Source organism: Dokdonella sp. (assembly GCF_035511235.1).
GTDB lineage: Bacteria > Pseudomonadota > Gammaproteobacteria > Xanthomonadales > Rhodanobacteraceae > Dokdonella.
The window spans coordinates 45,300-71,547 of record NZ_DATKFQ010000012.1 but is presented as its reverse complement, the minus strand read 5'-3'; the positions used below and the strand labels follow the sequence as shown (position 1 = coordinate 71,547).

Annotated in this window: 19 protein-coding genes; 12 read left to right on the top strand and 7 right to left on the bottom strand. The window is 73.8% G+C overall.

What is annotated here, in order from left to right:
• Nucleotides 1–59: 59 nt before the first annotated feature.
• The 7 genes from VMR06_RS06795 (at nucleotide 60) to VMR06_RS06765 (ending at nucleotide 7,312) form a co-directional block, all read left to right on the top strand.
• The gene (locus VMR06_RS06795) at nucleotides 60–1,886 is read left to right on the top strand and encodes an amidohydrolase (RefSeq protein WP_325374414.1); all 1,827 of its coding nucleotides are present in this window, start codon (nucleotides 60–62) and stop codon (nucleotides 1,884–1,886) included.
• A 13-nt stretch (nucleotides 1,887–1,899) separates the two neighbouring features.
• Nucleotides 1,900–3,546 (top strand): MFS transporter, encoded by a 1,647-nt coding sequence (locus VMR06_RS06790; protein WP_325374412.1) that lies wholly within the window; start codon nucleotides 1,900–1,902, stop codon nucleotides 3,544–3,546.
• A gap of 231 nt (nucleotides 3,547–3,777) precedes the next feature.
• Nucleotides 3,778–4,008, top strand: a complete 231-nt coding sequence (locus VMR06_RS06785; protein WP_325374410.1) for a DUF1427 family protein — start codon at nucleotides 3,778–3,780, stop codon at nucleotides 4,006–4,008.
• Complete coding sequence (locus VMR06_RS06780; protein ID WP_325374408.1) at nucleotides 4,005–4,163, top strand: XapX domain-containing protein; 159 nt, start codon at nucleotides 4,005–4,007, stop codon at nucleotides 4,161–4,163. The genes VMR06_RS06785 and VMR06_RS06780 overlap by 4 nt, the downstream gene beginning before the upstream one ends.
• Nucleotides 4,164–4,460: 297 nt before the next feature.
• The gene (locus VMR06_RS06775) at nucleotides 4,461–5,882 is read left to right on the top strand and encodes a bifunctional enoyl-CoA hydratase/phosphate acetyltransferase (protein ID WP_325374406.1); all 1,422 of its coding nucleotides are present in this window, start codon (nucleotides 4,461–4,463) and stop codon (nucleotides 5,880–5,882) included.
• Nucleotides 5,879–7,114 (top strand): acetate/propionate family kinase, encoded by a 1,236-nt coding sequence (locus VMR06_RS06770; RefSeq protein WP_325374404.1) that lies wholly within the window; start codon nucleotides 5,879–5,881, stop codon nucleotides 7,112–7,114. Before VMR06_RS06775 ends, VMR06_RS06770 begins: the two co-directional genes overlap by 4 nt.
• A gap of 3 nt (nucleotides 7,115–7,117) precedes the next feature.
• Nucleotides 7,118–7,312: a hypothetical protein gene (locus VMR06_RS06765; RefSeq protein ID WP_325374402.1), complete on the top strand. Its 195-nt coding sequence runs from the start codon at nucleotides 7,118–7,120 to the stop codon at nucleotides 7,310–7,312.
• A gap of 213 nt (nucleotides 7,313–7,525) precedes the next feature.
• Here VMR06_RS06765 and VMR06_RS06760 read toward each other — a convergent pair whose 3' ends face one another.
• On the bottom strand, nucleotides 7,526–8,230 hold the full coding sequence (locus VMR06_RS06760) for a pirin family protein (RefSeq protein ID WP_325374400.1): 705 nt from the start codon (nucleotides 8,228–8,230) through the stop codon (nucleotides 7,526–7,528).
• 148 nt (nucleotides 8,231–8,378) lie between these two features.
• Entirely contained in the window at nucleotides 8,379–8,765 is a 387-nt protein-coding gene (locus tag VMR06_RS06755) for a lipid A 3-O-deacylase (RefSeq protein ID WP_325374398.1), read from the bottom strand.
• A 404-nt stretch (nucleotides 8,766–9,169) separates the two neighbouring features.
• On the opposite strand from VMR06_RS06755, the gene VMR06_RS06750 reads away from it, so the two are divergent.
• The 4 genes from VMR06_RS06750 (at nucleotide 9,170) to VMR06_RS06735 (ending at nucleotide 11,843) form a co-directional block, all read left to right on the top strand.
• Nucleotides 9,170–9,856: an SDR family oxidoreductase gene (locus VMR06_RS06750; protein WP_325374396.1), complete on the top strand. Its 687-nt coding sequence runs from the start codon at nucleotides 9,170–9,172 to the stop codon at nucleotides 9,854–9,856.
• A gap of 243 nt (nucleotides 9,857–10,099) precedes the next feature.
• The gene (gene ykgO / locus VMR06_RS06745; RefSeq protein WP_017355593.1) at nucleotides 10,100–10,225 is read left to right on the top strand and encodes a type B 50S ribosomal protein L36; all 126 of its coding nucleotides are present in this window, start codon (nucleotides 10,100–10,102) and stop codon (nucleotides 10,223–10,225) included.
• 257 nt (nucleotides 10,226–10,482) lie between these two features.
• Nucleotides 10,483–10,788: a hypothetical protein gene (locus VMR06_RS06740; RefSeq protein ID WP_325374391.1), complete on the top strand. Its 306-nt coding sequence runs from the start codon at nucleotides 10,483–10,485 to the stop codon at nucleotides 10,786–10,788.
• Nucleotides 10,789–10,790: 2 nt separating this feature from the next.
• A complete protein-coding gene (locus VMR06_RS06735) occupies nucleotides 10,791–11,843 on the top strand; it encodes an agmatine deiminase family protein (RefSeq protein WP_325374389.1) in 1,053 nt (350 codons plus the stop codon).
• Nucleotides 11,844–12,009: 166 nt separating this feature from the next.
• Here the strand turns inward: VMR06_RS06735 and VMR06_RS06730 are convergent, their stop codons facing one another.
• Nucleotides 12,010–12,837: a universal stress protein gene (locus VMR06_RS06730; protein ID WP_325374387.1), complete on the bottom strand. Its 828-nt coding sequence runs from the start codon at nucleotides 12,835–12,837 to the stop codon at nucleotides 12,010–12,012.
• Nucleotides 12,838–13,214: 377 nt separating this feature from the next.
• Between VMR06_RS06730 and VMR06_RS06725 the strand changes: the two genes are divergently transcribed.
• The gene (locus tag VMR06_RS06725) at nucleotides 13,215–14,981 is read left to right on the top strand and encodes an ATP-binding protein (RefSeq protein WP_325374385.1); all 1,767 of its coding nucleotides are present in this window, start codon (nucleotides 13,215–13,217) and stop codon (nucleotides 14,979–14,981) included.
• Here the strand turns inward: VMR06_RS06725 and VMR06_RS06720 are convergent.
• From VMR06_RS06720 to recC, 4 genes are read right to left on the bottom strand one after another with little or no spacing between them, the layout of a single operon-like run.
• Nucleotides 14,911–17,310 carry a ligand-binding sensor domain-containing protein gene (locus VMR06_RS06720; RefSeq protein WP_325374382.1) on the bottom strand — a complete coding sequence of 800 codons (2,400 nt, stop codon included), beginning with the start codon at nucleotides 17,308–17,310 and terminating at the stop codon, nucleotides 14,911–14,913. The genes VMR06_RS06725 and VMR06_RS06720 overlap by 71 nt on opposite strands.
• Entirely contained in the window at nucleotides 17,307–19,043 is a 1,737-nt protein-coding gene (gene recD / locus VMR06_RS06715; protein ID WP_325374380.1) for an exodeoxyribonuclease V subunit alpha, read from the bottom strand. The genes VMR06_RS06720 and recD overlap by 4 nt, the downstream gene beginning before the upstream one ends.
• The gene (locus VMR06_RS06710) at nucleotides 19,040–22,705 is read right to left on the bottom strand and encodes a UvrD-helicase domain-containing protein (RefSeq protein ID WP_325374377.1); all 3,666 of its coding nucleotides are present in this window, start codon (nucleotides 22,703–22,705) and stop codon (nucleotides 19,040–19,042) included. The genes recD and VMR06_RS06710 overlap by 4 nt, the downstream gene beginning before the upstream one ends.
• Complete coding sequence (gene recC / locus VMR06_RS06705; protein ID WP_325374375.1) at nucleotides 22,702–26,130, bottom strand: exodeoxyribonuclease V subunit gamma; 3,429 nt, start codon at nucleotides 26,128–26,130, stop codon at nucleotides 22,702–22,704. The genes VMR06_RS06710 and recC overlap by 4 nt, the downstream gene beginning before the upstream one ends.
• Nucleotides 26,131–26,248 lie beyond the last annotated feature (118 nt).

Here is a 26,248-nt window from a genome sequence, read left to right as displayed (position 1 = left end):
CCGGCCTCGCCGCCGCCGTGGCCGGCTGTGCGCCGATTCCGCGTCAAGGAAACCCTGCCATGCCCGCCGATCTGATCGTCCGCAACGCCCGCATCACCACGCTCGACCCTGCGCGCCGCGACGCGGCCGCGCTGGCGGTGCGCGACGGCCAGGTGCTCGCGGTCGGCGGCGAGCACGAGATCATGAAGCTTGCCGGCGCCGCCACGCGCATCGTCGACGCCGATGGCCGCCGCCTGATCCCCGGCCTCAACGACAGCCATACCCATCTGATCCGCGGCGGCCTCAACTACAACCTGGAGCTGCGCTGGGACGGCATGCGCTCGCTGGCCGATGCGATGGCGCTGCTGCGCGCCCAGGTCGCGCGCACGCCGGCGCCGCAGTGGGTGCGCGTCGTCGGCGGCTTCAGCGAGCACCAGTTTGCCGAGAAGCGGCTGCCGACGCTGGCCGAGCTCAATGCGGCCGCACCGGACACGCCGGTGTTCATCCTGCACCTGTACGACCGCGCCCTGCTCAACGCGGCCGCGCTGCGCGCGGTCGGCTATACCAAGGACACGCCCGATCCGCCCGGCGGCCGCATCGAGCGCGACAAGGCCGGCCATCCGACCGGCCTGCTGCTGGCCAGGCCGAACGCGCTGATCCTCTACGCGACGCTGGCCAAGGGACCGCGCCTGCCGCCGGAATACCAGCTCAACTCGACGCGGCAGTTCATGCGCGAGCTCAACCGGCTCGGCATCACCTCGGTGATCGACGCCGGCGGCGGCTTCCAGAACTATCCGGACGACTACGCGATCGTCCGCCAGCTGCACGCCGACGACCAGCTGACCGTGCGCATCGCCTACAACCTGTTCACGCAGAACAAGGGCGGCGAGCGCGAGGACTTCGCGCGCTGGACCGAGCTGCTCGAGCCGCGCCAGGGCGACGACCGCCTGCGCCACAACGGCGCCGGCGAGATGCTGGTATTCTCGGCCGCCGATTTCGAGGACTTCCGCGAGCCGCGCCCGGAGCTGCCGCCCGGGCTCGAACCCGAACTGGACGCGGTCGTGCGCCTGCTCGCGGCCCGGCGCTGGCCGTTCCGCATCCACGCCACCTACGACGAGACGATCGGCCGCGTGCTCGACGTCTACGAGGCGGTCGCGCGCGAGGTGCCGTTCGACGGCCTGCACTGGATCGTCGATCATGCCGAGACGATCTCCGAGCGCAACATCGAGCGCGTGCGCGCGCTCGGCGGAGGCATCGCGATCCAGCACCGCATGGCGTTCCAGGGCGAGTACTTCGCCGAGCGCTATGGGCGGGAAGCGCTGGCGCGCACGCCGCCGATCCGGCGCATGCTCGATCTGGGCGTGCCGGTCGGCGCCGGCACCGATGCCACGCGCGTGGCCAGCTACAACCCCTGGACCGCGCTGCACTGGCTGGTCAGCGGCCGCAGCGTCGGCGGCCTGCCGATGTACGGCGAGGACAACCGGCTCGAGCGCGAGGAAGCGCTGCCGCTGTGGACGCACGGCAGCGCCTGGTTCTCGAGCGAGGAAGACCGCAAGGGCCGCCTCGCGCCGGGCCAGCTCGCCGATTTCGCGCTGCTCTCGTCCGACTACTTCGCGGTGCCCGAAGCGGCGATCGCCGAGATCACCAGCGTGCTGACCGTGGTCGGCGGCCGCATCGTGCACGGGTCCGGTCCGTATTCGGATCTGGCGCCGCCGCTGCCGGTGCCGATGCCGGACTGGTCGCCGGTCGCCGCGTCCGGCGGCTACCGCCACGCCGAGGCGGCCGTCACGCCGGCCGCGGTGCCGTGCCGCGTACACGGTCACGCGCATGCGGCGGTGCATGCCGCGCCGGCCGACGACCCGCGCGGCTTCTGGGGCGCGCTCGGCTGCGCCTGCTTCGCGTTCTGACGGGCCGCCCGCGATGTCGACGCCCGCTCCTTCCGCATCGGCCACGCCCGCGCCCGGCGCCTGGGCGCCGCTCGGCCAGCCGACGTTCCGCGCGCTGTGGCTGGCGATCCTGGCCGGCAATATCGGCACCTGGATGCACGACGTCGCCGCGGCCTGGGTCATGACCGAGCTGACCGGATCGCCGCTGATGGTCGCCGCGGTGCAGGCGGCGACGACGCTGCCGGTCGTGCTGCTGGCGCTGGCCGCCGGCGCGCTCGCCGACATCGTCGACCGCCGCCGCTATCTGATCGTCGCGCAGCTGTGGATGGCCGGCGTGGCCGCCCTGCTCGCGGTACTCGCGCAGGCCGGTCAGGTCGGGCCGTGGACGCTGCTCGCGCTGACGTTCGCGCTCGGCGTCGGCGCGGCGATGGCGATGCCGGCGCAGGCCGCGACCACGCCGGAACTGGTGCCGCGCGCGATGCTGGCGCCGGCGGTGGCGCTCAATTCGGTCGGCATGAACATCGCGCGCTCGATCGGTCCGGCGCTCGGCGGCCTGGTCGTCGCGCGGCTCGGCGCGAGCTGGGCATTCGCCCTGAACGCGGTGTCGTTCGTTGCGGTGCTGGTCGTGCTGTGGCGCTGGCGGCGCACGCCGGCGCCGTCGAAGCTGCCGGCCGAGACCTTCGGCGGCGCGCTGCGCGCCGGTCTGCGCTATGCCGGCCAGGCCACCGCGCTGCGCGCGGTCCTGGTCAAGGCGGCCTGCTTCTTCGTGTTCGCCAGCGCGCTGACCGCGCTGATGCCGGTGATCGTGCGGCGCGATCTGGGCGCCGGTCCCGGCACGTTCGGTCTGCTGCTCGGCTGCGTCGGCATCGGCGCGATCGCCGGCGCGATGCTGCTGCCGCGCCTGCGCGGCCGAGTCGACCGCGACACGCTGGTGCTGGCCGCATCGTTGCTCTATGCGGCCTGCATGCCGGCGGTCGCGACGTTCGAGCATCTGGCCCTGCTCTGTCCGGTCATGCTGCTGGCCGGCGTGGCCTGGATCGCCGTGCTGTCGTCGCTGCAGGTGGCCGCGCAAACCGCGGTGCCGGCCTGGGTCCGCGCCCGCGCGCTGTCGCTGTACATCGTCGTGTTTTCGCTCGGCATGGCCGGCGGCGCGCTGATCTGGGGCGCACTCGCGCAGCGCCACGGCAGCGATCTGGCGCTGTACCTAGCCGCCGCCGGTACCGCGCTGGCGGCGCTGTTCGCGCGGCGCTTCCGGCTCGGCGGTACCGACACGCTCGATCTGGCACCGTCGGCGCACTGGCCCGAGCCGCTGCTGACCGAGCCGGTCGACGGCGAGCGCGGTCCGGTGCTGGTGACGGTCGAGTACCGCATCGATGCGGCCGATCGCGACACCTTCCTGCACGCGATGCGCGAGCTCGGCCGCAGCCGCCGCCGCGACGGCGCCGTGCAATGGGGCGTGCTCGAGGACACCGCGCAGCCCGGCACGCATCTGGAGTATTTCCTGGTGCCGTCCTGGCTCGAGCATCTGCGCCAGCACGCGCGCGTGACCGGCGAGGAGCGGCGCCTGCAGGAAACGCTGCGCGCCCTGCACCGCGGCGACACGGCGCCGGCGGTGCGCCACTTCGTCGCCGGCTCCGCACACGATCTGGCCAAGCCGGGACCAGGCCATGACGACATCTGAGCGCGCGCTGCGCCGCTGCGGATTGTGCATCGGCGATCGGCGGATACGGTCTGGGCGTCCCGCCGGCCGCGTCGCGAAGCGCCTGCCGGCACGGCCCGTTCACCGGCGCTCGACCGCTTCGCGATCGATCGGTTGCATGCTCGACGGCCCCGCATCCGCCGGCTCCGCTGGCGACGAGGCTGCTGGTTCCCTCGACATCACGACGAACTGCTCAGTCGAAGGAGGCCCCCGATGCACGGAAAGCTGCTGATCGGTCTCGCGCTCGGCGTCGCGATCGGCATCGGCTGCCGCGCGCTCGGCATTCCGTCGCCGGCGCCGCCGGCCCTGCTCGGTGCCGTGCTGGTCGTCGCGATGACCAGCGGCTACGTGTTCGCCGATCGCTTCCTGGCGCGCCGCGCGGCACGCCAGACCGAGCATTGCGGCGGACCGACCGGCCTGCCGCGCCAGGTGCCGAAGCGATGATGACCGGCGTGCTCGGTATCGTGCTCGCGCTCGGCATCGGCGTCGGCTGCCGTCTGCTCGACATTCCGCTGCCGGCGCCGCCGAAGCTGACCGGTGCCCTGCTGGTGCTGGCGATGACGGCCGGCTTCCTGCTCGGCGAGCGGCTGCTCGGCTGAGCGGCGGGTCCGCCCGGCGCCACCGGCCGGCCGCCCGAGACGCAGCGTCCAGGCCCGCGGATGCCGATGCCGTCGACGTGCCGAGCCTCCGGCCGGCGGCACCGGCCTCATGAGGGTTGCGACGCCGCCGCACGGCGATGGGGCCTGGCCGGCGCGGCCGGACGGCCGTCGATGCCCGAGCCGGGAGGTGATCGCGATCAAGCGGCGGCGACATCGCGCCGCGTAGACTGCACGGACGGTGCCGTCGGCTGCGCTACGCGCAGACCCGGTGCCGCTTCGTCTTCGCGAGGAGTTCCGATGCCGCCCGATGCCGCCGCCGATCTCAAGATCCTGCGCAACCGCACCTTCGACGAGATCGCGATCGGCGACCGCGCGGCGATCGAGCGTACGCTGACCGTCGAGGACATCCAGCTGTTCGCGCTGATGTCCGGCGACGTCAATCCCAGCCACGTCGATCCGGCGTTCGCGGCGTCGTCGCGCTTCCACGGCGTGATCGCGCACGGCATGTGGAGCGGCGCGCTGATCTCGGCCGTGCTCGGTACCCGCCTGCCCGGTCCCGGCACGGTGTATCTCAGCCAGACGCTGCGCTTCCTCGCGCCGGTCCGCCTCGGCGACCGGCTGACGATCGAGGTGACCGTGACCGCGCGCGATCCGGCGCGCCGCCACGTCACGCTGGCCTGTCGTGCGCACAACCAGGAGTGCACCGCGGTCGTCGACGGCGAGGCGATCGTGCTCGCGCCGGACCAGCGCATCGAGCGACCGCGCACGGCACTGCCGGACATCCGGCTCGACGTCGCCGGACGCGACGGCGTCGAGCGCCTGCTCGCCCACGTCGCGCCGCTCGAGGCGGTGCGCACGGCGGTCGTGCATCCCTGCGACGCGCCGAGCCTGTCGGCCGCCCTGCAGGCGCGCGATGCCGGCCTGATCGTGCCGGTGCTGGTCGCGCCGCGCGCCAGGCTCGAGGCGGTCGCCGCCGAGGCCGGCCTCGACCTGGCCGGCGTCGCGATCGAGGACGTGCCGCACAGCCATGCCGCCGCGGCGCGCGCCGCCGCGATGGCCGGCAGCGGCGAGGTCGAGGCGCTGATGAAAGGCAGCCTGCACACCGACGAGCTGATGGCTGCGGTGGTGCCGGCCGCGGCCGGTCTGCGCACCAAGCGCCGCATCAGCCATTGCTTCGTGATGCAGACGCCGGCCTATCCGCGCCCGTTCATCCTGACCGATGCCGCGGTCAACATCGCGCCGGACCTCGAGCAGAAGGCCGACATCGTGCGCAATGCGATCGAGCTCGCGCACGCGATCGGCGTCGCCGCGCCGCGCGTGGCGATCCTCGCCGCGGTCGAGACCGTCAATGCGGCGATGCCGGCGACGCTCGACGCGGCGGCGCTGTGCAAGATGGCCGACCGTGGCCAGATCGTCGGCGGCGTGCTCGACGGACCGCTGGCGTTCGACAACGCGGTCTCGGCCGCTGCCGCCCAGGTCAAGGGCATCGCCTCGCCGGTCGCCGGCCGCGCCGATGTGCTGGTGGTGCCGGACCTGGAGAGCGGCAACCTGCTCGCCAAGCAGCTGATGTATCTGGGCCAGGCCGCCAGCGCCGGCATCGTGCTCGGCGCGCGGGTGCCGATCGTGCTGACCAGCCGCGCCGATTCGGAAGCTTCGCGGATCGCCTCCTGCGCGATCGCCAAGCTGCTCGCGCACCGCTACCGGGTCAGCCCGCCGTGAGCGCCGCCGACCGCTACGCGACCCAGGGCGATCTGGTCCTGGTGCTCAACTGCGGCTCGTCGAGCATCAAGTTCGCGCTGTTCGACACCGGCCGCTCGCCGCTGCCGCGCGCGCCGGTCTGGAACGGCAAGGTCCAGGGCATCGGCCGCGATCCGACGACCTACGGCGAAACCGGCGTCGCGCCGGCCCCGGTTTCGCTCGATCCGGCGCAGCCGTATCACGCCGCGCTGGCGCTGATCCGCGAGCGCGTCGTCACGCGACTGGCCGGGCGGCGCCTGGCCGCGGTCGCGCACCGCGTCGTGCACGGCGGCAGCCGCTACTTCGCGGCGGTGCGCGTCGACGCCGACGTGCTGGCCGACCTCAGGCGCTACGTGCCGCTGGCGCCGCTGCATCAGCCGTTCGCGCTGGAGGCGATCGAAGCCCTGCTCGAGTCGCGCCCCGATCTGCCGCAGGTCGCCTGCTTCGACACCGCGTTCCATCACACGCTGCCGCAGGTCGAGCAGATGCTGGCGCTGCCGTACGCGGCCTGGGAGCGCGGCCTGCGCCGCTACGGCTTCCACGGACTGTCGTACGAATACCTTGCGACCGCGCTGGCCGAGCGCCATGGCGCGATCGCCGACGGCCGCGTCGTCGCCGCGCATCTGGGCAGCGGCGCCAGCCTGTGCGCGCTGCAGGCACGGCGCAGCGTCGCGACGACGATGGGCTTCTCGGCGCTGGACGGCCTGATGATGGGCACGCGCTGCGGCGCGCTCGATCCGGGCGCGGTGCTCTATCTGATGCAGATCGAGAAGCTCGATGTCGATCAGGTCGCCCACGTGCTCTATCACCAGTCCGGTCTGCTCGGCGTCTCCGGCGTATCGGCCGATCCGCCTGCGCTGTTCCCGCTCGAAGCCCGCACGGATGCGCTCGGCGAACGCGTCCGCGCGGCGCTGGCGCTGTACGTGCGGCGCATCGTGCGCGAGATCGGCGCACTGGTCGCGGTGCTCGGCGGCGTCGACCTGATCGCGTTCAGTGCCGGCATCGGCGAGCACAGCGCCGAGATCCGCCGCCGCGTCTGCCGCGATCTGGCCTGGCTCGGCGTCGAACTCGACGAGGACGCCAATGCGCGCGATGCGGCGACGATCTCGACCGCGGCCAGCCGTGTGCGCGTCGCGGTCGAACCGACCAACGAAGAATGGATCGCGGCGCGCCAGGCGCTCGACGTGCTGGCCGCCGCGGCCGAACCGGAGTGATAGATGACGACCGATCCGAACCTGCCGGCTGGACTGCTGGTGCTGGTACTGCTCATCGTGCCGCTGCTGGCGACCCTCGTGCTCGGCCGGCTGCTGCGCAGGCGCGGCGGCGGCGGCGCGGCCTGGGGCGGCGCGATCTTCCTCGGCCTGTGCCTGGCCGTCGCGCTCTGGGTGCTGCTCGAGAAGACGGCTCTCTAGAGAAGCTTTGCGCGCGGGGCGTGGCGGCGGACGCGGACGTCGTGCCGCGCTGCCGCCCTCTGCGACCGAACGGCGCCGATCGAACCCGGCCGGGAAGCCCGCGGCCTTCTCGATCGACTGCGGACACCGCCGCCGGCGCAGTCCTCCCCGGCAGCGCGAGAACAGGCCGCCTGTGATGGCGCGGCCGGTCCCGCGTATCGGTCCGGCCGCCGCCTACAGTACCGGCAGATCGAACACCAGCACCTCGGCGTCGCGGCCTTCGCCGATCGAGATCAGCGATTCGGCCTGGTAGCGCAGCGCATCGCCGGCGGCCAGGCGATGGCCGTCGACGACGACCTCGCCGCGCGCGACGTGGACGTAGCCGAGCCGTCCTGCGGCGATCGGCAGGCGCGCGGTCTCGGCGCCATCGAACAGACCGGCGTACAGATACGCGTCCTGATGGATCGTCACCGATCCATCGCGGCCGTCCGGACTGACGATCAGGCGCAGCCGGCCGCGCTTGTCGGCGGCGTCGAAATGCTTCTGCTGGTATGACGGCGTCACGCCCTGCTGCGCCGGAATGATCCAGATCTGCAGGAAATGGGTCTGGCCGGCCGGGCTGTAGTTGTACTCCGAGTGCATGACGCCGGTGCCGGCGCTCATGCGCTGCACGTCGCCGGGCACGATGCTGGAGCTGTTGCCCATCGAGTCCTTGTGGCCGAGCGCGCCGTCGAGCACGTAGCTGATGATTTCCATGTCGCGGTGACCGTGCTGGCCGAAGCCGCGGCCGGCCTCGACGCGATCCTCGTTGATCACGCGCAGCGGTCCCCAGTGCACGTGATCCGGATCGTGATAGTCGGCGAACGAGAAGCTGTGCCACGAATCGAGCCAGCCGTGGTCGGCATGGCCGCGCTCGGCGGCGGGACGCAGGGTAATCATGGGGAACCTCCGGATGTGTGCGAGGCGCCTAAGATGATCCTGCGCAAGCGGAAGATAATCGCGCTGCGTCTCGATTGATTGTTTTTTCAGATGAAACAAAAGCGGCGGCGCGTCCGCACGCGCCGCCGCGAAGCCGCCGGGCCGCAGCTCAGAACGTCACGCCGACCATGAACATCGTCTCGCCGAGATTGCGGCCGCCGAAGACGTTGCCGTTGGAGACGTGGCGCACCATCAGGGCGAAGCGGTCGCCCTGCCAGCCGAGCGAGCTGATGAACTGGCCATGGCTGCTGAGCGCCTCGGTCGTGCGGTTGGCATAGCCGAACTGGAACGAGAAGAACGCGCGCTTCCACCAGTCGACCAGGCTGACGCCGGCCGCCGCGACGACGACGTCGCGATCGAGCTGCGGGCGCTCGTCGCGCGCGCCGACCCAGCCGAGCGAGGCGACCGGCCGCCAGGTGAAACGCCCGGTCTGGCGGCGATCGCCGGCGACGTCGACATAGAACGCCGGCGACCAGTAGCGGTCCGACGCGGTCACGCTGGATCCGGCGTAGAGCGTCGTGTCGACGGCGGCAGCGGGGGCCGCGGCCGAGAGAGCGACAAGTGCGGTCGCGAGGACCGGGGCGGCACGGCGCAGCTGCGCTGCGCGGGAGCGTGTGATCGAGACCATCGGGTGACCTTTGCTGTCCGAAGAATGCGTGTGGAGGCCGCCGGCTCCCGCCCGGCACCGCGGCCCGGATGCCGCAGCGATCATGCCCTCCGTCTGGACTGGCAGGCTCGCAACGGCCCAGCGGCTGCGATTGGGGGCGCGCTGCGCAAACCTCAAGCCCCCGGCTGATCCGATTGTGTGCCCGCGCGGGCGCCGGTCGCGGCCGGGTGCCTCGTCCGCCGAGGATGGACGTTCTACACTCGCCGATTCGATCGAACAGCGAGGAACGTCAGATGATGCAGCTCCAAGGCAAGCGGGTCGTGGTCACCGGCGCGTTCGGCGCCCTCGGTGCCGCCGTCGTCGAGGCCGCACGGGCCGCCGGCGCACGCGTGGCCGCGATCGACCGCAGCGCCGAGGCGCCGCCTGCCCTGGCCGCCGCCAGCACCTATGGTGGCGTCGACCTCGGCGACGCCGCGGCCGCCACGGCGGTGTTCGAGCGCGTCGGCACCGCGTTCGGCGGCCTCGACGCGCTGGTCAACATCGCCGGCACGTTCCGCTGGGAGACCGTCGAAGGCGGCAGCCTCGACACCTGGGATCTGCTCTATGCGGTCAACCTGCGCACCGCGGTCGCGGCGAGCCGGGCCGCGCTGCCGCTGCTCGGCGACGGCGGCCGCATCGTCAACATCGGTGCCGCGGCGGCGGCCCGGGCCGGCGCCGGCATGGGCGCCTATGCCGCCTCCAAGGCCGGCGTCGCACGGCTGACCGAGGCGCTCGCCGAGGAGCTCAAGGATCGCGCGATCACCGTCAACGCGGTGCTGCCGAGCATCATCGACACGCCGCAGAACCGCGCCGACATGGCCGATGCCGACTTCGCACGCTGGGTCGCACCGGCCGATCTGGCCGCCGTGATCGTGTTCCTGCTGTCGGACGCGGCGCGCGCGATCACCGGCGCCTCGATCCCGGTGACCGGCCGCGTCTAGGCCCGCGCCCGCGGTCAGGCCGGCCTGCCCGGCCGCGCGCGGCCGGATCGTTCGATCGTTCGCGCGGCACCGGCGGCAGACCGGACGATCCGCGCCAGCGGCCCGGCACCGGCTCCGGGCCTGCGCACCCGGTGGAGCGCGCCGGCGGCCGCCCGACATCCGGCGCGATCGGGCTTTGCATTCAAGGCGTTCCACCGGTATAGTCGCGCGTCTTTTTCGCCAGATGTTTCCGAGGCCATTCCGATGAAAGTGCTGTCGTCTCTCAAGTCCGCCAAGTCGCGGCACCGTGACTGCAAGGTCGTGCGCCGTCGCGGCAAGATCTTCGTGATCTGCAAGAGCAATCCGCGGTTCAAGGCGCGTCAGCGCTGATCGGCCGTCCGCGGCCATGCCGCAGGATTCGACAGGGCCGCGCAAGCGGCCTTCGTCGTTTCTGGGGGCCTGCATCGCGGCGGCGGCGCCACGCGGCCGCAGCGCGTTTCGGATATCGCCGGCCTCGGGGCCGCACCGGTCTCGAAACGGCGCATCGCCGTCATGGAAGTCGCCGCCGGCTTCTGCTACAACGTCCGACGCTGCTGCCCGGTCGTGATCCGCCGGCCCTTTAGACAACCCAATCATGAGGTTGCGCGATGAACTTGAAGTCAATTGTCGGCACGGCGCTGCTGCTGGCGCTGAGCATTCCCGCCCTGCCCGCGGCCCATGCCGAGAGCCTGCTGCTGCAGAACGTCGAGCGTGAGCGCAGCCGCGACCTGCCGCAGCGCGGCCTGTCGATGGCCGAGGTCGAGCGCCGCTACGGCGCACCGCTCGACAAGCTGCCGACCGCCGGCGGCGGCCAGCCGCGGCAGCCGCCGATCAACCGCTGGCGCTACGCCGACTACACGGTCTACTTCGAGCGTGATCGCGTGATCCACGCGGTCGCCAGTCCGGCCTCCTGACGATGACCGGGACGCACCTGCGCCTGCCTGCGGAATGGGAACCGCAGGCAGCGGTCCTGATCGCCTGGCCGCATGCCGGCACCGACTGGGCCGATCGCCTCGCCGAGGTCGAGACCACGTATGTCGCGCTGGCCGCGGCGATCGCGCGCTTCGAGCCGGTCGTGATCTGCGTCGCCGATGCGGCGGTACGCGAACGCGCGGCCGGTCTGCTGGCCGAAGCGGACGTCGACGCCGCGCGCGTGCGCTGGGTCGAGATTCCGTACGACGATACCTGGCTGCGCGACAGCGGACCGATCACGCTGACCGACGGCCGCCGGTTCGTGCTCGACGATTTCCGCTTCACCGGCTGGGGCGGCAAGTTCGAGGCCGGCCGCGACGACCGGCTGGTCGAAGGCCTGATCGCACGCGGCCTGTTCGGCGACGCCGAACACCAGCGCATCGACTGGGCGCTCGAGGGCGGCGCGATCGAATCCGATGGCGCCGGCACCGTGCTGACCACCTGGAACTGCCTGGAGCACCGCCACGGCAGCGGCCGCCGCGACGCGATCGCGGCGACGCTGTGCGAGACGCTCGGCGCCGACCGCGTGCTCGGTCTCGAACACGGCTACCTCGAAGGCGACGATACCGACGCCCACATCGACACGCTGGCGCGGCTCGCGCCGGACGACGCGATCGTCTACCAGGCCTGCGACGACGCCGAGGACAGCCACTACGCGCCGCTGGCGCGCATGGCCGACGAGCTGGTCGCGCTGCGCACCCGCGACGGGCGGCCGTACCGGCTGCATGCGCTGCCGTGGGCACGGCCGATCCTGGACGCCGGCCCCGACGGCGAACGCCGCCTCGCCGCCAGCTATGCCAATTATCTGATCGTCGACGGCGCGGTCCTGGTGCCGGCCTACGGCGATCCGGCCGACGCGGCCGCGGCCGCGATCATCGGTGCCGCGCATCCGGGGCGTACGGTCGTGCCGATCCCGTGCCGGCCGCTGATCTGGCAGAACGGCAGCCTGCACTGCGTGACGATGCAGCTGCCGGCCGGCGTGCTCGCGGCCGGCTGAGAACGGCCGCCGCGCCGGCGCCGGTGGGCTGCGCACGCCGCGCGACGCCCGGATCGGCGCTTTCGATCCGCTCCGATCGGCACACCGCTTCGGTTGCGGCGGCGCGCGTCGCAACAACGCGCCTCGCCACCGGCCGCCTGCGCGGCCGATGGGTGCGACATGCCGTTCAGTGGCGCATCAGCACCGGCATCGGCGCCTGGGCGAGCACCTGCCGCGTCGCGCCGCCGAACGCCCATTCGCTGAAGCGGCTGCGACCGTAGGCGCCCATCACCAGGAAGTCCGCGCCGCACTCGGCGCTCACCGCGAGCAGCGCGGTGCCGGCCTCCTCGTCGTCGGCGTCGACCAGGCGCCGTTGCACGCTCACGCCATGCTGCGCCAGATGTTCGGTCATGCTGAAAGGCGGCTTGAAGCCGGCACCGGTATACAGATCGCGGCGGTCGCCGCAGAGCAGGAATACCTCGTCGGCGCCGCGCAGCAGCGGGATCGCCGCATGGATCGCGCGCGCGGCCTCCGGCGCCCCGTTCCAGGCCAGCGCGATGCGGCGCGGTGCGGTCTCGAAGCGGCCGTCGCCGGGGACGACGATGCACGGCACGCCGACCTGCAGCATCAGCGTGGCCAGCGCCTGCGGCGCGCCCCAGAGCAGCTCCGGATCGCGTTCGACGACGAGCAGATCGTGCCAGTTGCAGATCTGGCCGAGCGTGTCGGGCAGATAGCCTTCGGCGACCTGCCACTGGGTGCGCGTCACGCCGCGCTCGGCCGCCCAGGCCGCGAACGTATCGCGCACCCGCAGCGCGCCCTCCTCCATCGATTGTGCGTGTTCCATCATCGCCGACAGCAGCTCGGGCGAGCCGTACGGCGGCATCATGTACAGCGGCGAGGGATAGACGTAGGCGCCGGTCAGCGAGGCGTCGAGTGCAGCGGCGATCCGCGCGGCGTATTCGACGCTGCCGGTCCAGTTTGCGTAGCGGCTGATGTGGACGAGGATGTCGCGCATGGTCGTTGAGGCCGGGAGTCGGGACGCCGCCACCTTAGCGCCGTACGGCCAGCGCAAGTTGATGCAGGTCAAGCCGATGCGGACGCCGGGCGCGAGCCGGAAACCGCCCTGGCGCGAGCGGACGCGGCAACGGCGTCCGGCACCGTGCGTGCGCCTCTCCGCAGCTGCGGCCGGGATGCGGCGAATGCCTGCGGCGCGTGCCGCAGGCAACCGGGTGGCCGGATGCCGATTCGCCGGAAAGAAGTTCGCCGGCAGCGGCCGTGCGTCGCCGGCCGACCGCGCTCGCGTCGCCAAGACCTGCGCGAATGCACGGTCGCGCCGCGCCATTTCGCGCTAGCGTAGCAGCCCCTTCCGGCGCGCGACTGCACGACACACCCGTGATCTCCTGGGAACGCCTCAACGAATGGCTGCGCGACGTGCCGGTGGACGATCCGGTCGACCGGCGCAATGCGCCGATGCTGCAGCTGGTGCTGGCGGTGCCGGGCGTGCTGCTGCCGCTGATGAGCGCGATCGCACTCGTGCAGACCGGCACGTTCGGAACCAGCCAGGCGACCGGCGTCGCGCTGAGCGGCGTCCTCTGGCTCTGCTTCGGGCTGCTGCGGCAGGGCCGCTTCCGGCTGGCGGCGAGCTTCGCGGTCGCCGTCAGCCTGGTCATGATGGGGCTCAACTACCAGGCCTATGGCCTCAAGGCGCAGCTCGGCCTGCAGGTGACGCATCTGCTGCCGCTGCTGTTCGCGGGCCTGCTGCTCGGCCGCCACGCGATCTGGCGGACGCTGAGCGTGATCGGCGCGATCCTGGCGCTCGGCGCCTGGGTCGATCTGGACCGCGCGACCGACGCGCTCGCGGCGCGGCAGGAGGTGGTCTCGGACCTGCTGTCGGCCGGCCTCGGCTTCATCGTCGTGGCGACGATCCTGGACCGGCTGGTGTCGGCCTCGCGCCGGGCGATCCGGCGCAGCGAGGAACTGGACCTGATCTGCGACGATCTGGAGCGCGAGATCGACGAAAAGGAGCGCTCGCAGGCGCAGCTGCTGCAGTCGCAGCGCATCGAGGTGCTCGGCCGCCTCGCCGGCGGCATCGCGCACGACTTCAACAACCTGCTCGGCGTCATCGCCGGGCACGCCGGCCGTGCCCGCACCACCGCCGATCCGCAGACCTCGGCACGCGCGCTGGAGGGCATCGCGCACGCCACGCGGCGCGGCACGCTGATGGTGCGCCGCCTGCTCGGCCTCGGCCGCAGCGTCGAACGCCGGATCGAGGTGTTCGACGCGGCCGAGGCGATCCGCGCGACCTCGGACCTGCTGCGGCCGCTGTTCGACGTCGGCGTCGCGATCCGGCTGCAGCTGCCGGACCAGCCGCTGCGGGTCCGGCTCGACCGCGAGGAGTTCGAGCTGGCCCTGCTCAACGTGGCGACCAATGCGCGCGATGCGATGCCCGGCGGCGGCACGTTCGAGATCCGCGCGCTGCGGCACGACGATCAGGTCAGGATCGTGCTGTCGGACACCGGCGTCGGCATGAGCGCGGCGGTCGCCGCGCGGATGTTCGAGCCGTTCTTCACGACCAAGCCCGACGACAAGGGCACCGGCATCGGCATGGCCGTGGTCCATCGGCTGATCGACGAGGCCGGCGGACGCATCGGCGTGGACAGCGCACCGGGCCGCGGCACCGTGCTGACGATCGAGCTGCCGGCCGCCGCGGCGGCAGCGCCGCGCGCATCCGGCGAGGGTCCGATGCAGGTGCTGCTGGTCGAGGACGACGTGGCCGCGCGCATCGTGCTGGCCGAAGCGCTCGAAGCGGCCGGGCTCGACGTGACCGCGGTCGGCGCCGTCGAGCCCGCGCTGGCGCAGGCCGGCGCGAGGCGCTTTGCGGCGGTCGTGTCGGACTACCAGCTGCCGGACGGGGACGGCCTGAGCCTGCTGCGCCGGCTGCATGCGCTGCAGCCGGCGCAGCGCCAGATCCTCGTCAGCGGCCGCAGCGACCTGCCGAGCGTCGATCCGCCGGTCTGCGTGCTGCGCAAGCCGTTCACGCCCGACGATCTGCTCGACCGCCTGTTCGAGGCCGAGGCCGGGAACCCGCTCAGCGGGCCGGCGGATCGGACCGGTCCGACGCCCGGCGGCGCAGCCGCGTCAGGCGCGCACGCCGCTTGAGATCGGCGCCGCGCGTGCCGTCCACGACCAGCAGCAGGCTGAGCAGCGTCGTCAGCAGCCAGACCCATGGACGCTGGTACCACGGCGCCGATCGCGCGATCGTCAGCGTCGCCGGCGGCGAGGTCCAGGCACCGCCCTCGCTGCGCGCCTGCACCTCGAAGAGGTGCTCGCCCCACGGGATCGACGGGTAGACGATCGTGCGGTTGCGGCCGGCCTCGATCCAGTCGTCGTTGACGCCGGACAGGCGGAAGCGGAAGCGCGTGCGTTCCGGTGCGCTGAGGTCGACCGCGGTGTAGCCGATCTCGATGTTCTGCGCGGCGGCGCCCAGCTGCAGCCGGCCGGCGACCGGCTGGCTGCGGCCGTCGACCGCGACGCGTTCGACCAGCGCCGCCGGCGCGGCGGCGACGCGATCGCGCGCGCGCGCCGGGTCGAGCACGGCAAATCCCTCGACCAGCGCGAACCAGAGCCGGCCGCGCGGATCGCGATGGCAGGCGCCCTGGGTGCCGCCGTTGATCTCGGCCGGCACCAGGCCGTCGCCGACCGTGTAGCCAACGGTCTCGACCGCCGCGCCGGCCGGTGCGGCGGCGAGCAGCGAGACGCCCCGGTTGCCGCCCATCCACAGGCGCCCCTCGGCGTCGGCGAGCAGACATGAGACGGTATCGTCGAACAGGCCGCTGTCGAGGTCGAAACGTTCGACGCGGCCGCCGCGGATCCGGTTGAGGCCGCCGCCGTAGGTGCCGATCCACAGCGCGCCGTCGGGGCTCTCGTACACCGCGCGCGCGAAGCGGCTGGACAGGCCCTGCTGCGGCGTCCAGCGCTCGAGCACGCGTTTGCCTTCGACGTCGACGCGCAGCACGCCCTGATCGCCGACCACCCAGATCCCGCCGCGGCGCGAGGCGACGATCTGGTTGGCGGCCATGTCCTCGAGCGCGCCGACCGCCTCGCGCGCGAGCACGCGGCCGTCCTCGGCGATGGCGAGCCGGTACGTGTTGCGATCGACCGCGATCCAGTAGCGGCCGTCCGTCGCCTCGTGGATCGCGCGGATCGCCACGCCGTCGGTCCAGGCGGCAATGCGCTCGACGCCGGTGCCGTCGGCGTACAGCCGGCCGAGATAGCCATCGCCGGTGCCGACCCAGATGCGGCCGGCACGATCGCTCGCCAGCGTCGCGGCACATTCGCTGCCGAGCATGGCGGTCAGCGGCAGCGCGTCGACCCGGCCGTCGGCACGCCAATGGCGCAGGCCGCCGCAAGAGAGCGCGAACCACAGGCCGCCCTCGCCGTCGTCGATCACCGCACGCGCCGGAACATTCATCGCCGCGCGCGGATCGGCCATCAGGCCGATCCACGGCTCGCGCAGCCGGAGCAGGCCCTTGTTGTGAGTGCCGATCCACAGATTGCCCTGGTCGTCGAACAGCAGGCTGACCACGACGATGGGCGACAGGCCCTCGACCGCCTGCCAGCGGCCCTGATCGTCCTCGTGCTGCAGTTCGCCGCCGTAGGTGCCGACCCAGAGCCGTCCGTGCGGATCGCGGACCAGTTGGTTGACGCGGGCCACCGCGTGCCGCCGCCAGCTGCGGTCGACCGGATCGAACGCGAACAGCGCGCTGCGCGTGGCGACCCACAGCGTGTCGCCGTCGGCCTTGAGCAGGACGACGTGATCGGTGCCGTCCGGCATCGCCAGCGGCTCGACGCGATCGCCGACGATCGCCGCGAAGCCGACGTGTCCGCCGGCGTAGAGAACGCCGTCGCGTCCCCAGGCCAGATGGTCGTAGCGCGACGGTACCTCGTCCCGCAACGGCGCCGCCTGCAGCGTGTCCGGGTCGATGCGCAGGACGCCGGCGCTGCTCGCCGCCCAGATCCGCCCGTCGGCACCCTCGACGAACGCGCCGACCTGACAGGTGCCGCGGCACGCCGGCAGGCTCCGGAACACGCCGTTCTCGTACACGCTGATGCCGGCGTCCTGGGTGCCGATCCACAGACGGCCGCGCGTATCCTCGTGCAGCGCGAGGATGCGGTCGCTGGCCGGACCGCTGCCGGGTGCGACCTCCGAGGTGGCCGGCCGCAGCTGCGGATCGGCACGGAACACCTTGAACGCGCGCCCGTCGAAACGCGCCAGCCCGCCGTGCGTGGCGATCCACAGATGGCCGTCGCGACGCTGCACGAGCGCGTTGACGCCGCTCTGGGGCAGGCCCTGGTCGCCGCCGTAGTGCTGCACGACCGGCGTATGCGTCGGCGCGACCACCGGCTCCGCCGCCGCGCGCGCATGGATCGGCAGCGCCGCGCCGAACGCGAGCAGGACCGCCATGCAGGGCCGGCGCGCGAGCCTCATGGCGCGCCCAGCCGGTCGCGCAGTCCGCCGTGGCGGACGATCGGCCGGGCCAGCGCGGCACGCACGGCTTCCGGGACCGCCCACAGTTCGGCGGCGGCGCGCGCGCGCGAAACGGCCGTGTAGACCAGTTCGCGGCTCAGCACCGGATGGGCCGGATCGGGCGGCAGCACGACCGCGACCTCGCCGTACTCCGAGCCCTGGCTGCGGTGGATCGTGATCGCCCAGGCGCTCTCGTGCGCCGGCAGCGCCGCCGGCGCATAGCTGCGCAGCGCCGGAGCGCCGTCGCCATCGCCGGCCTCGAACCAGACGCGCGGCCCGTCGGCGCCGTCCAGGACCACGCCGACGTCGCCGTTGTAGAGACCGCTGGCGTCGTCGTTGCGCGTGACGATCAGCGCACGCCCGCGATGCCAGGCCTGTTGCGGGTCGACCCCGTAGCGCGCGCCGAGCCGCCGCGCGATCCGCGCATTGAGGCCGGCCGCACCGAACGGGCCCTCGCGCAATGCGGTCAGCACCTGCGCCGCGCGCAGCGCGGCCAAGGCGTCGGCCGGTTCGGCGTCGGCCGCGAACAGGCGGTCGAACGCATCGCGATGGCGGTCGAGCCAGCGCGCCAGGGCGGCGTCGAGGCCGGCCGCGTCGGCGCAGGGCCGCAGATCGATGCCGTCGCCGCCGCCGGCGAGAATCGCCTCGATACGGTCGGTATCGGCCTCGCGCAGCGCTCGCAGGTCGCGTTGCAGCGGCACGCCGGCACGCCAGACGTGATCGAGCCGCACGACGCGCCCGCCGAGCGCCGCGGCGCTGGCGACGATGTCGGCGAGCACCGAGCCGGCGTCGACCGAGGCGAGCTGGTCCGGATCGCCGAGCAGGATCAGGCGCGCGTCCGGCCGCAGCGCCTCGAACAGCTGGCGCATCAGCGCCAGGTCGATCATCGAGGCCTCGTCGACGACGACGATGTCGGCCAGCAGCGGATCGGCCGCGCCGCGCGCGTAGCCGTTCAGATCGGGCCGGTAGCCGAGCAGACGGTGCACGGTCCGCGCCGGCACGCGGCCGATCGCCTCGAGCGGCGCGGCGAACGCCGAGCCCTCCGGCAGGGTCTGCGCGAGCGCCTGCCGGCCGGCGGCGATCGACTGCGCGAGCCGCCGCGCCGCCTTGCCGGTCGGCGCGGCCAGTGCGATCGACGGCGCCGGCCGGCCGGCCGCGGCGGCCACGCGCAGCAGCATCGCCAGCAGGCGCACGACGGTCGCGGTCTTGCCGGTGCCCGGACCGCCGGTCAGCACGAGCAGACGGCCGTCGACCGCGCGCAGCACCGCCTCGCGCTGGCGCGCGACCGCGGCGCGGTCGGCAGCGGCGAACAGCACGTCGGCCTCGAGCGCAAGCGTCTCGGCCACGGGCGCCGGCTCGGCCGCGCCCGCGCAGCGCAGGGCGATCGCGTCGGCCAGCGCCGCCTCGTGGCGCCAGCAGCGCCACAGATAGAAGCGAGCCTGGCGGTCGAGCACGAACGGCGTCGGCGCGCCGCTGCCGTCGCCGACCCAGTCGGCGGCACGCAGCGCCGCGTATTCCTCGTCGGTGAACGCCGCGCCGAGCGGCGGCTGGTCGAGCCGCGCGCAGGCATGGCCCTGCCCTTCGGCTGCGCTGGCCTCGAGCGCGGCGCGGGCCAGCAGCGCCGAGCCGGTGCGTGCGAGCACCCAGCGCGACAGCGCCTCGTCGATCGCGCGGGCGCCGCGTGCCGGCGTCACGGCGGGGTCTCCGCGCCGGCGAATGCCGCGTCGAGCGCCGCGATCAGGCCGGGCGGCCAGCGCCGGCGCCAGATGCCGCTCGCGCCGTCGAGGCCGGCCGCGCGCACGAACAGGTACCAGCTCTCGCCGAGCTGCCGCTCCGGCGCGTAGCCGCGCAGGCGCTGGCGCAGATAGCGGTGCAGCGCGACCGTGTAGAGCAGCGCCTGCAGGTCGTAGTGGTGCGCATGCATCGCCGCCTCGAGCGCCGCGCCGCGATACGCGGCCAGTCCGCCGCCGAGCCAGTTGGTCTTGTAGTCGAGCACGTGGTAGCGGCCGCCGGCCTCGAAGACCAGGTCGACGAAGCCGGTCAGCATGCCGTTGAGGCGCACGCCGTCGAGCGTCGCCGGCACGACCTCGGCGGCACCGTGCAGCGCGCACAGCGCGCGCAGCCGCGCCAGGCCGACCTGGCGCACCGGCAGCTGGAACTCGAACTCGGCGACGCGTGCCGCGGGGCCGAGCGCGTCCAGGCGCAGGCCGTCGCCGAGATCGGCGCGGCGGACGCGCTCGATCATGCGCCCGGCGGCCTCGATCAGCGCGGCCTGTTCGGCGCCGCCGTCGCCGCGCACGCCGAGCGGACGCAGCGCATCCTCGATCCGCGCGCGCTGCTGCGGCCAGAACGGTCCGGGCGCGGCGTTCTCGAACGCCTCGTGCACGGCATCGCCGAAGCGCGGTCCGCGCAGCGCCGACAGCGCGAGCAGGCGGGCGTCGTCGGCGTCGGGCAACGCGACGCCTTCGAGCGCCGCGTCGCCGGACTCGACGGCCGGCTCGTCGGACGCGCCGGCCGCCTCGGACGGTGCCGCATCGCGCAGCAGGCCGCTGAAGCTGTGCAGCCACAACGGCGGCCGCAGCGCCGGCAACGGCGCCTGGGCCGCGCGCCGGTGACGCGGCGCGGCGGCCGGACGATAGACCGGCATCGGGCCGGCATGCGGCGCGGCCGCGGCGACACCGGGCAGGCTCGCCAGCCGCTCGAGCACGGCGCGTTCGGCGGCGTCGGCTTCCGCCGCCGTCGCGGCCGCCACCACCGGCGCGCCGCCGAGCGCGCTCAGCACCTCGTCGACGAGGCGGCCGAGCGCCGAACGTCCGTGATCCTCGGCAGCGTCGTCGGCAGCGCTCTTCGTGCGGCGGCGCTCGACCCAGTGCACGTGCACGGCCTCGCGCGCGCGCGTCAGCGCGACGTAGAGCAGGCGCAGCCTTTCCTCCTGGTCCTCGCGCATATGCGCCTGGCGATGCGCGGCGTGCCGCTCGGAGCCGAGATCGACGCAGAGACGGCCCTCCGCATCGTGGAACCGCAGCAGCGACGCCGGCGTCGCAGCACTGCGTTCGCGCCAGGCCAGCGGCACGAACACGATCGGGTATTCCAGGCCCTTGCTGGCGTGGATCGTCAGCAGCTGCACGCGCCGCGCATCGCTCTCGACGCGCAGGCGCCGCGCGTCGGCCTCGTCCGGCGCGGCCGCCTCGTCGCGGCGCATCGCGCTGAGCCAGGCGACCAGGGCGTCCAGCCCGTGATGGCGGCGCTCCTGCTCGGCCAGCAGCTCGCCGAGATGGCGCAGATCGGTCAGCACGCGCTCGCCGTCGGCATCGGCCAGCAGATCGGGCGCGCGCGCCGCGATGACCTCGCCGATCACGGCCAGCACGCCGCGGCGGCGCGCACGCTCGCGCCAGACCACGAAGCGCTCGCGTTCGCGTTCGAACGCGGCCGGTTCCCGATCCCAGGCCGCCAGCGCGCGATAGTCGGCGCCGAGCAGGCGCGTCGACAGCGCGCCGCGCACCGCCGCCGCGTCGCCCGGTGTGCAGACCGCATGCAGCAGCAGCACCAGGTCGGCCGCCGCCTCGCCGGCGAAGACGCTGCCGCGGCCGCTGCCGGCGCAGGGCACGCCGCGCCGCTCGAGCCGCTCGCGCAGCGCCGCGACCTCGGCATGCGTGGACAGCAGCACTGCGACGTCGCCCGGCCCGACCGGCCGGCCGTCGATCGCATGGCCGTCGCCGAGCAGTTCGGCGATGCGGTTCGCGCAGTCCTCGAGCGCCAGCGCCTCCAGACGCGCCTGCGCCTCGAGCGGCCGGCCGCGCTCGTCGGCGGCCTCGCCGCGGAAGCGATGGAAGACCAGCGGCGCGGCGACCGGCGCGCCGTGGCGCGTGTAGCGCGCGCCGTCGCTCGGATCGGCCCAGGCGACCGGCTGGTAGCGGACCGGCAGCGCGCCGAAGCCGCCGCCGGTGTGCGCGTAGAACGCATTGAGCGCGCCGACCAGACGGCCGCTGGAGCGGTAGTTGGTCGCCAGCGAGCGGCGCTCGTCGGCGCCGCGCGCGGCGGCCAGATACGCGGCGATGTCGCCGCCGCGGAACGCGTAGATCGCCTGCTTCGGGTCGCCGATCATGATCAGTCCGCCGCGGCGCGTGCCGTCGGCCTCGCGATACAGGCGGTCGAAGATCGCGAACTGGCGCCGGTCGGTGTCCTGGAACTCGTCGACCAGGGCGACCGGAAACGCCGCGAACAGCCGGTCGGCCAGCGCCGTGTCGGCGGCGGCGCCGCACAGCCGCGCGTGGACGCCGTCGATCTGCATCGAGAAGGTCTGCACGCCGCGCCGGCGCACGCGTTCGGCGAGCGCCTGCTCGCAGAACGCGACCGCCTCGGCGCGCAGCGCCGGCAGCGCCTGCGCGCGCGCAGCGAGCAGCGCCTCGGCGGCCGCGGCCAGGCGGCGGATGCACGGCTGCTCCTCGAGCGCGACGCGGCGCGCCTTGTTCTGCCATTTCGCGCAGGCCTCGCCGCAAAGCCGCGCCAGATCCTCGTCGTCGAGCGCGAACAGGGCGCGCCCGGGCCGATCGGCGGCGGCCAGCGCTTCGATCAGCGCGCGGCTGGCCTTCTTGGTGCCGTTCCAGGCAATGGCCTCCGGGTCGGCCAGCAGCATGCGCAGCGGCACGGCGAAACCGTCGGCCTCGTCGAGCGAGGCCAGCACGCCGCGCAGCGCGTCGAGGTCGACCGGCGCCGGCGCCAGCACGCATTCGGGACCGGCTGCGCGCACGCTGGCGACGAGCCGCTTGAAACCGTCGAGGCCGGTCGCGAGCGCCGCCGGCAGCGCCGGATCGTCGGGCGGCGCGGTCAGCACGCGCCGCCGCCAGAAGTCCTCGACGCATTCGCCGATCAGTGCGAGCTCGTCGGCCAGCGGATCGTCGGCGAAGCCGGCGCCGCTCTCCAGCGGATACTCGCGCTGGATGCGCTGGCACAGCGCATGGATCGTCAGGATCGGCGCGCGGTCGAAATCGGCGCGCGCCAGGCGGATCCGGCGCAGACCGGCGCGGGCGTCGGCTTCGTCGCCGATGCGCTCGGCCAGATACGCATGCAGCGGCGAGTCGCCGTCCGCGGCGCGGCCGTCGAGCCGGCATTGCAGCCAGCGCTCGGCCTCGATCAGGCGCAGGCGCAGGCGATCGCGCAGCTCCTGCGCGGCCGCGTCGGTGAACGTCGCGACGATCACCTGCTCGACGCCGAGCGGCCGTTCGAGCAGCACGCGCAGATAGATCAGACCGATCTGATAGGTCTTGCCGGTGCCGGCGCTGGCCTCGATCAGCACGCGGCCGTCGAGCGGCACGCGCTGCCAGTCCAGCGGCGCGAGCGGCGCCGCCGCGCTCATGCGCCCGCCTCCGCAGCATCCGCGCACAACAGCACCGTGCGCTGCGGATCGAGCACGGCGCAGACCGCCTCGACCGCGGCGACGAAGCCGGCATGCAGCGCACTGCCCGGATCGACCGGCGAGGCGCCGCGCGCGAACAGGCCGGCATAGCCGGGCGCGTAGTCGCGCTCGCCGCGCTGCCAGCCGGAGCCGTCGCCGTGCCAGCGCCGCTGCGCGCGCAGCAGCCGTTCGCCCGGCGCGGCGGTCGCATAGGCCCAGGCCGTGCGTGGAAAGAACGGCAGCGGCTGCGTGCGGCGCGCGTCCCAGAGCGCGATCAGGCGCTGCAGTCCGTCTGCGAGCTGCGCCGGCGTCTGCGCCAGCAGCGCCGCCAGCAGCGGCGGCGTGCCGGCACGCGCGGCCCGGACGCCCTCGCCGCCTTCGACGAAGCCGGCCTCGAACGCCGGATCGGCCGTCAGCCGCAGCACGGCCAGGTCGAGGTAGAACGGCAGCAGATCGCGAAAGTCGGCCGGCCGTGCCGGCTGCGCGTCGAACAGCAGCCGCCGGCCGTCGCCGAGCCGATATACGCGCTCGCAGCGTCCGCCGAGACGGCGCCCGTCGCCGAGCGTGAGTTCGACCGCCTGCGCTGCCGCGATCGCCGGCACCTCGCCGAGCAGCGCACGCGCCACGCCGAGTGCCGCTTCGGCTGCCGCCCGTGCACCGGCATACGCGCGTGCACCCGGTGCGCCGGACGGCAGCACGCCGGCGCGGGCCAGCCACGGCGGCGCCTCGGCCGGCACCCGGTCTGCGCCGGCCGCCAGCGCGTCGAGCAGCAGCCGGCGGTCGAAGCGGTCCAGCGGCGCGACGCGCGCTTCGAGCGGCTCGCGATCGTCGAACACATCCGCGTCGGCCGCTTCGAGGCTGATCCCGACCGTCTGCCTCAGCAGGTCGCGCGGCGGATCGCGCCAGTAGCGCGCCAGTGCGGCCAGCGACAGCTCGCCGGTATCGACGGCAGGCGCGGCCGGATAGCGCTGGTCGGGCGCGACGAAGCGGCGCTCGGCCGGGGTGGCCAGCGGCGGCGTCAGATAGCGGCTTTCGTACGAGAACAGCCGCGGATCGTGCAGCGTCCGGCCGTCGGCCGCGCGTTCGTAGTAGCGCGGATCGAACGGCTGCAGCGGATGGACGATGTGCCACGGCCGCTCTGCGCCTTCCGCATCGGCCAGGCCGTGCGCCTCGTCCAGGAACGACAGCAGCTCGGCCAGCGGCGCGGCCGGATTGCGCGGACGGCCGTCGTGCACGCCGATGCCGACATAGCTCAGATGCAGCCGCCGCCGCGCCGCCATCAGCGCCTCGAGGAACAGATAGCGGTCCTCGCTGCGCGCATCGCGGTCGCCGCGGCGCGGCTGCATCGCGATCCGGTTCAGACCGGCCTCGCCGCCGCCGCGCGGAAAATCGCCCTCGTTCAGGCCGAGCAGGCAGACCATGCCGAACGGAATCGAACGCTGCGGCACCAGGCCGCAGAACGTCACGCCGCCGAGCAGGAACGGCTGCCGTTCCGGCACCGCGCGCAGCTGGGCCCGCAGCGCGTCGCGCAGCACGCTCCAGGGCTGCGCGGCGGTCGATCCGGCGGTCCTGGCCTGTTCGCCGAGCGCCTGCACCTGGCGCCGCAGCGCGTCGAGCGCGGCGGCTTCGGCCAGCGCATCGCGATCGGTGCCGGCGCGGTCGATCAGGAACAGCTCGTCGATCGCCTCGACCAGCCGGTCGCAGGCCTCCTCGATCGGCCGCGGCAGCGCCATCGCTGCCTGCAGGCGGCGCAGCAGGCCGAGCAGCCGGTCGAGCTGGCCGAGCGCCTCGACCGCACCGCCGGCGACGCCGGCCAGCGGCAGGATGCGGCCGTCGAGCAGGTGGTCCGGACGGTCGCCGCCGAGCACGAGCCCGGCATACAGCCGGTCGAAGCCGAACTGCCAGGAATGGGCGTCGAGCGCGGCGGCACCGGCGGCGGCCTTGGCCTGCGCGTCGAGTCCCCAGGCGACGTGCGCGCGGCGCAGCCAGTGCTCGATCGCCTGGCGGCCGGCCGCGTCGATCGCGAACCGCCGCGCGATCGCCGGCACGTCGAGCAGGCCCAGCACCTCGCCGGCCGCGAAGCGGCTCTCGGGCAGATCGAGCAGGTCGTCGAACGCGCCGATCAGCGGATGCTGGCTGGCCAGGCCGACGTCGGACAGATGCCACGGCACCTGGGCCGGATCGCTGCGGTAGCGCCCCGGCTCGCCGAACACGGCCGGCAGATACGGCGCATAGACGGCGATGTCCGGCGCCATCACGACGATGTCGCGCGGCGCCAGCGCCGGGTCGTCGGCGAGCGCGCGCAGCAGCGCGTCCTTGAGCACTTCCAGCTCGCGCAGCGGCGTATGGCACAGATGCACGCGCAGGCTGGCATCGGACACGGCCTCGGGCGCGGCTGCGCCGGCGCCGGCCAGCTCCGGCTGCAGGCGGCGGATGCTGGCCTGCAGCCGCTCGAGCAGCGGCGCGTCGTCGACGGCGGCGTCGTCTTCGTCGGCCGCGTCGCGCTCCTCGATCGGGTCGCCCTCGTCGAGCGCGAGACAGAAATCCTGCGCGATGCGGCCGAGCGCGGCCAGCAGCGGATGGCCGACCTCGTAGTACAGCGCCTCGGGCGCCTCGGCCAGGCGCAGCAGATCGCGGCGGCGGCGCAACTCGACCCAGTGCTCGCGGCACGGATCGGGAAAGTACAGGCGGACCTGCGCGTGCTGCGCGTACGCGCGCAGGGCGGCCAGCACGTCCGGCGGCAGATGGCTGACGCCGAACACGTGCAGCGGCGCATCGCCGCCGGCGCCGGCGGCCAGCGCCCGCACCAGCGACCGCGCGCGGCGCGCCCGATGCGGCGTGGCGGCGCCGGCCTGCAGCAGCCGCCACAGCTGCGCCTGCCAGTCGTCCGCGCTGGCCGCCGGCCGGTCCTCCCAGGCCAGCAGCCATTCGGGCCGGTAGATCAGGTACTGCGTGTAGACGCCGGCCAGATGATCGGCCAGCTGGAACCGGCGGCGCGGCTCGTCGCCGCCGTCCAGATAGCGCCGCACCGGCTCGGCATCGAGCGCCGGCAAGGCTTCGAGCAGGCGCCAGCGCAGCACCTCGCGCCGCCAGCGCGCCGCCGACGCGGCATCGCCGCCGAGTGTGTCGGCGGCGACGCGCTCGAGCCACTGCCACGGCAGGATCAGATCGAGGTTGGCGGCGATCCCGTCGCTGCCGTCGGCGAGCGGCCGGCGCGCCAGCTCGCCGAGCAGCCAGCGTTTCAGGCCCGGATGGGCGACCAGCACGGTCTGCGCGCGCAGCGGATCGGCCGGCCGCTGCGCGTCGAGCGTCTGCGCGAGCGTATCGGCGAGCCGCTCGACGCGGCTGCCGCGGTGGATCACCAGGCCGTTGCCGTTGCCACTCATCGCGAAAAGATCCGGTCCCGTACGCCGTGCGGGACGGCCGCGCCGGCCGCGACGATCGGACGGGCCCGCGCCCTGGCGCGCAAGCATCCACGAGCGCGAGGAGCGGTGCAACCGACCG

What these genes read in the sequence shown, in the direction of transcription:
- VMR06_RS06720 (WP_325374382.1), bottom strand. Translation starts at nt 17,310, where the DNA reads ATGAGGCTCGCGCGCCGGCCCTGCATGGCGGTCCTGCTCGCGTTCGGC.
- VMR06_RS06760 (WP_325374400.1), bottom strand. Translation starts at nt 8,230, where the DNA reads ATGATTACCCTGCGTCCCGCCGCCGAGCGCGGCCATGCCGACCACGGC.
- VMR06_RS06795 (WP_325374414.1), top strand. Translation starts at nt 60, where the DNA reads ATGCCCGCCGATCTGATCGTCCGCAACGCCCGCATCACCACGCTCGAC.
- VMR06_RS06730 (WP_325374387.1), bottom strand. Translation starts at nt 12,837, where the DNA reads ATGCGCGACATCCTCGTCCACATCAGCCGCTACGCAAACTGGACCGGC.
- VMR06_RS06765 (WP_325374402.1), top strand. Translation starts at nt 7,118, where the DNA reads ATGACGACCGATCCGAACCTGCCGGCTGGACTGCTGGTGCTGGTACTG.
- VMR06_RS06740 (WP_325374391.1), top strand. Translation starts at nt 10,483, where the DNA reads ATGAACTTGAAGTCAATTGTCGGCACGGCGCTGCTGCTGGCGCTGAGC.
- VMR06_RS06775 (WP_325374406.1), top strand. Translation starts at nt 4,461, where the DNA reads ATGCCGCCCGATGCCGCCGCCGATCTCAAGATCCTGCGCAACCGCACC.
- VMR06_RS06710 (WP_325374377.1), bottom strand. Translation starts at nt 22,705, where the DNA reads ATGAGCGCGGCGGCGCCGCTCGCGCCGCTGGACTGGCAGCGCGTGCCG.
- VMR06_RS06790 (WP_325374412.1), top strand. Translation starts at nt 1,900, where the DNA reads ATGTCGACGCCCGCTCCTTCCGCATCGGCCACGCCCGCGCCCGGCGCC.
- VMR06_RS06735 (WP_325374389.1), top strand. Translation starts at nt 10,791, where the DNA reads ATGACCGGGACGCACCTGCGCCTGCCTGCGGAATGGGAACCGCAGGCA.
- VMR06_RS06785 (WP_325374410.1), top strand. Translation starts at nt 3,778, where the DNA reads ATGCACGGAAAGCTGCTGATCGGTCTCGCGCTCGGCGTCGCGATCGGC.
- recC (WP_325374375.1), bottom strand. Translation starts at nt 26,130, where the DNA reads ATGAGTGGCAACGGCAACGGCCTGGTGATCCACCGCGGCAGCCGCGTC.
- VMR06_RS06780 (WP_325374408.1), top strand. Translation starts at nt 4,005, where the DNA reads ATGATGACCGGCGTGCTCGGTATCGTGCTCGCGCTCGGCATCGGCGTC.
- VMR06_RS06750 (WP_325374396.1), top strand. Translation starts at nt 9,170, where the DNA reads ATGATGCAGCTCCAAGGCAAGCGGGTCGTGGTCACCGGCGCGTTCGGC.
- ykgO (WP_017355593.1), top strand. Translation starts at nt 10,100, where the DNA reads ATGAAAGTGCTGTCGTCTCTCAAGTCCGCCAAGTCGCGGCACCGTGAC.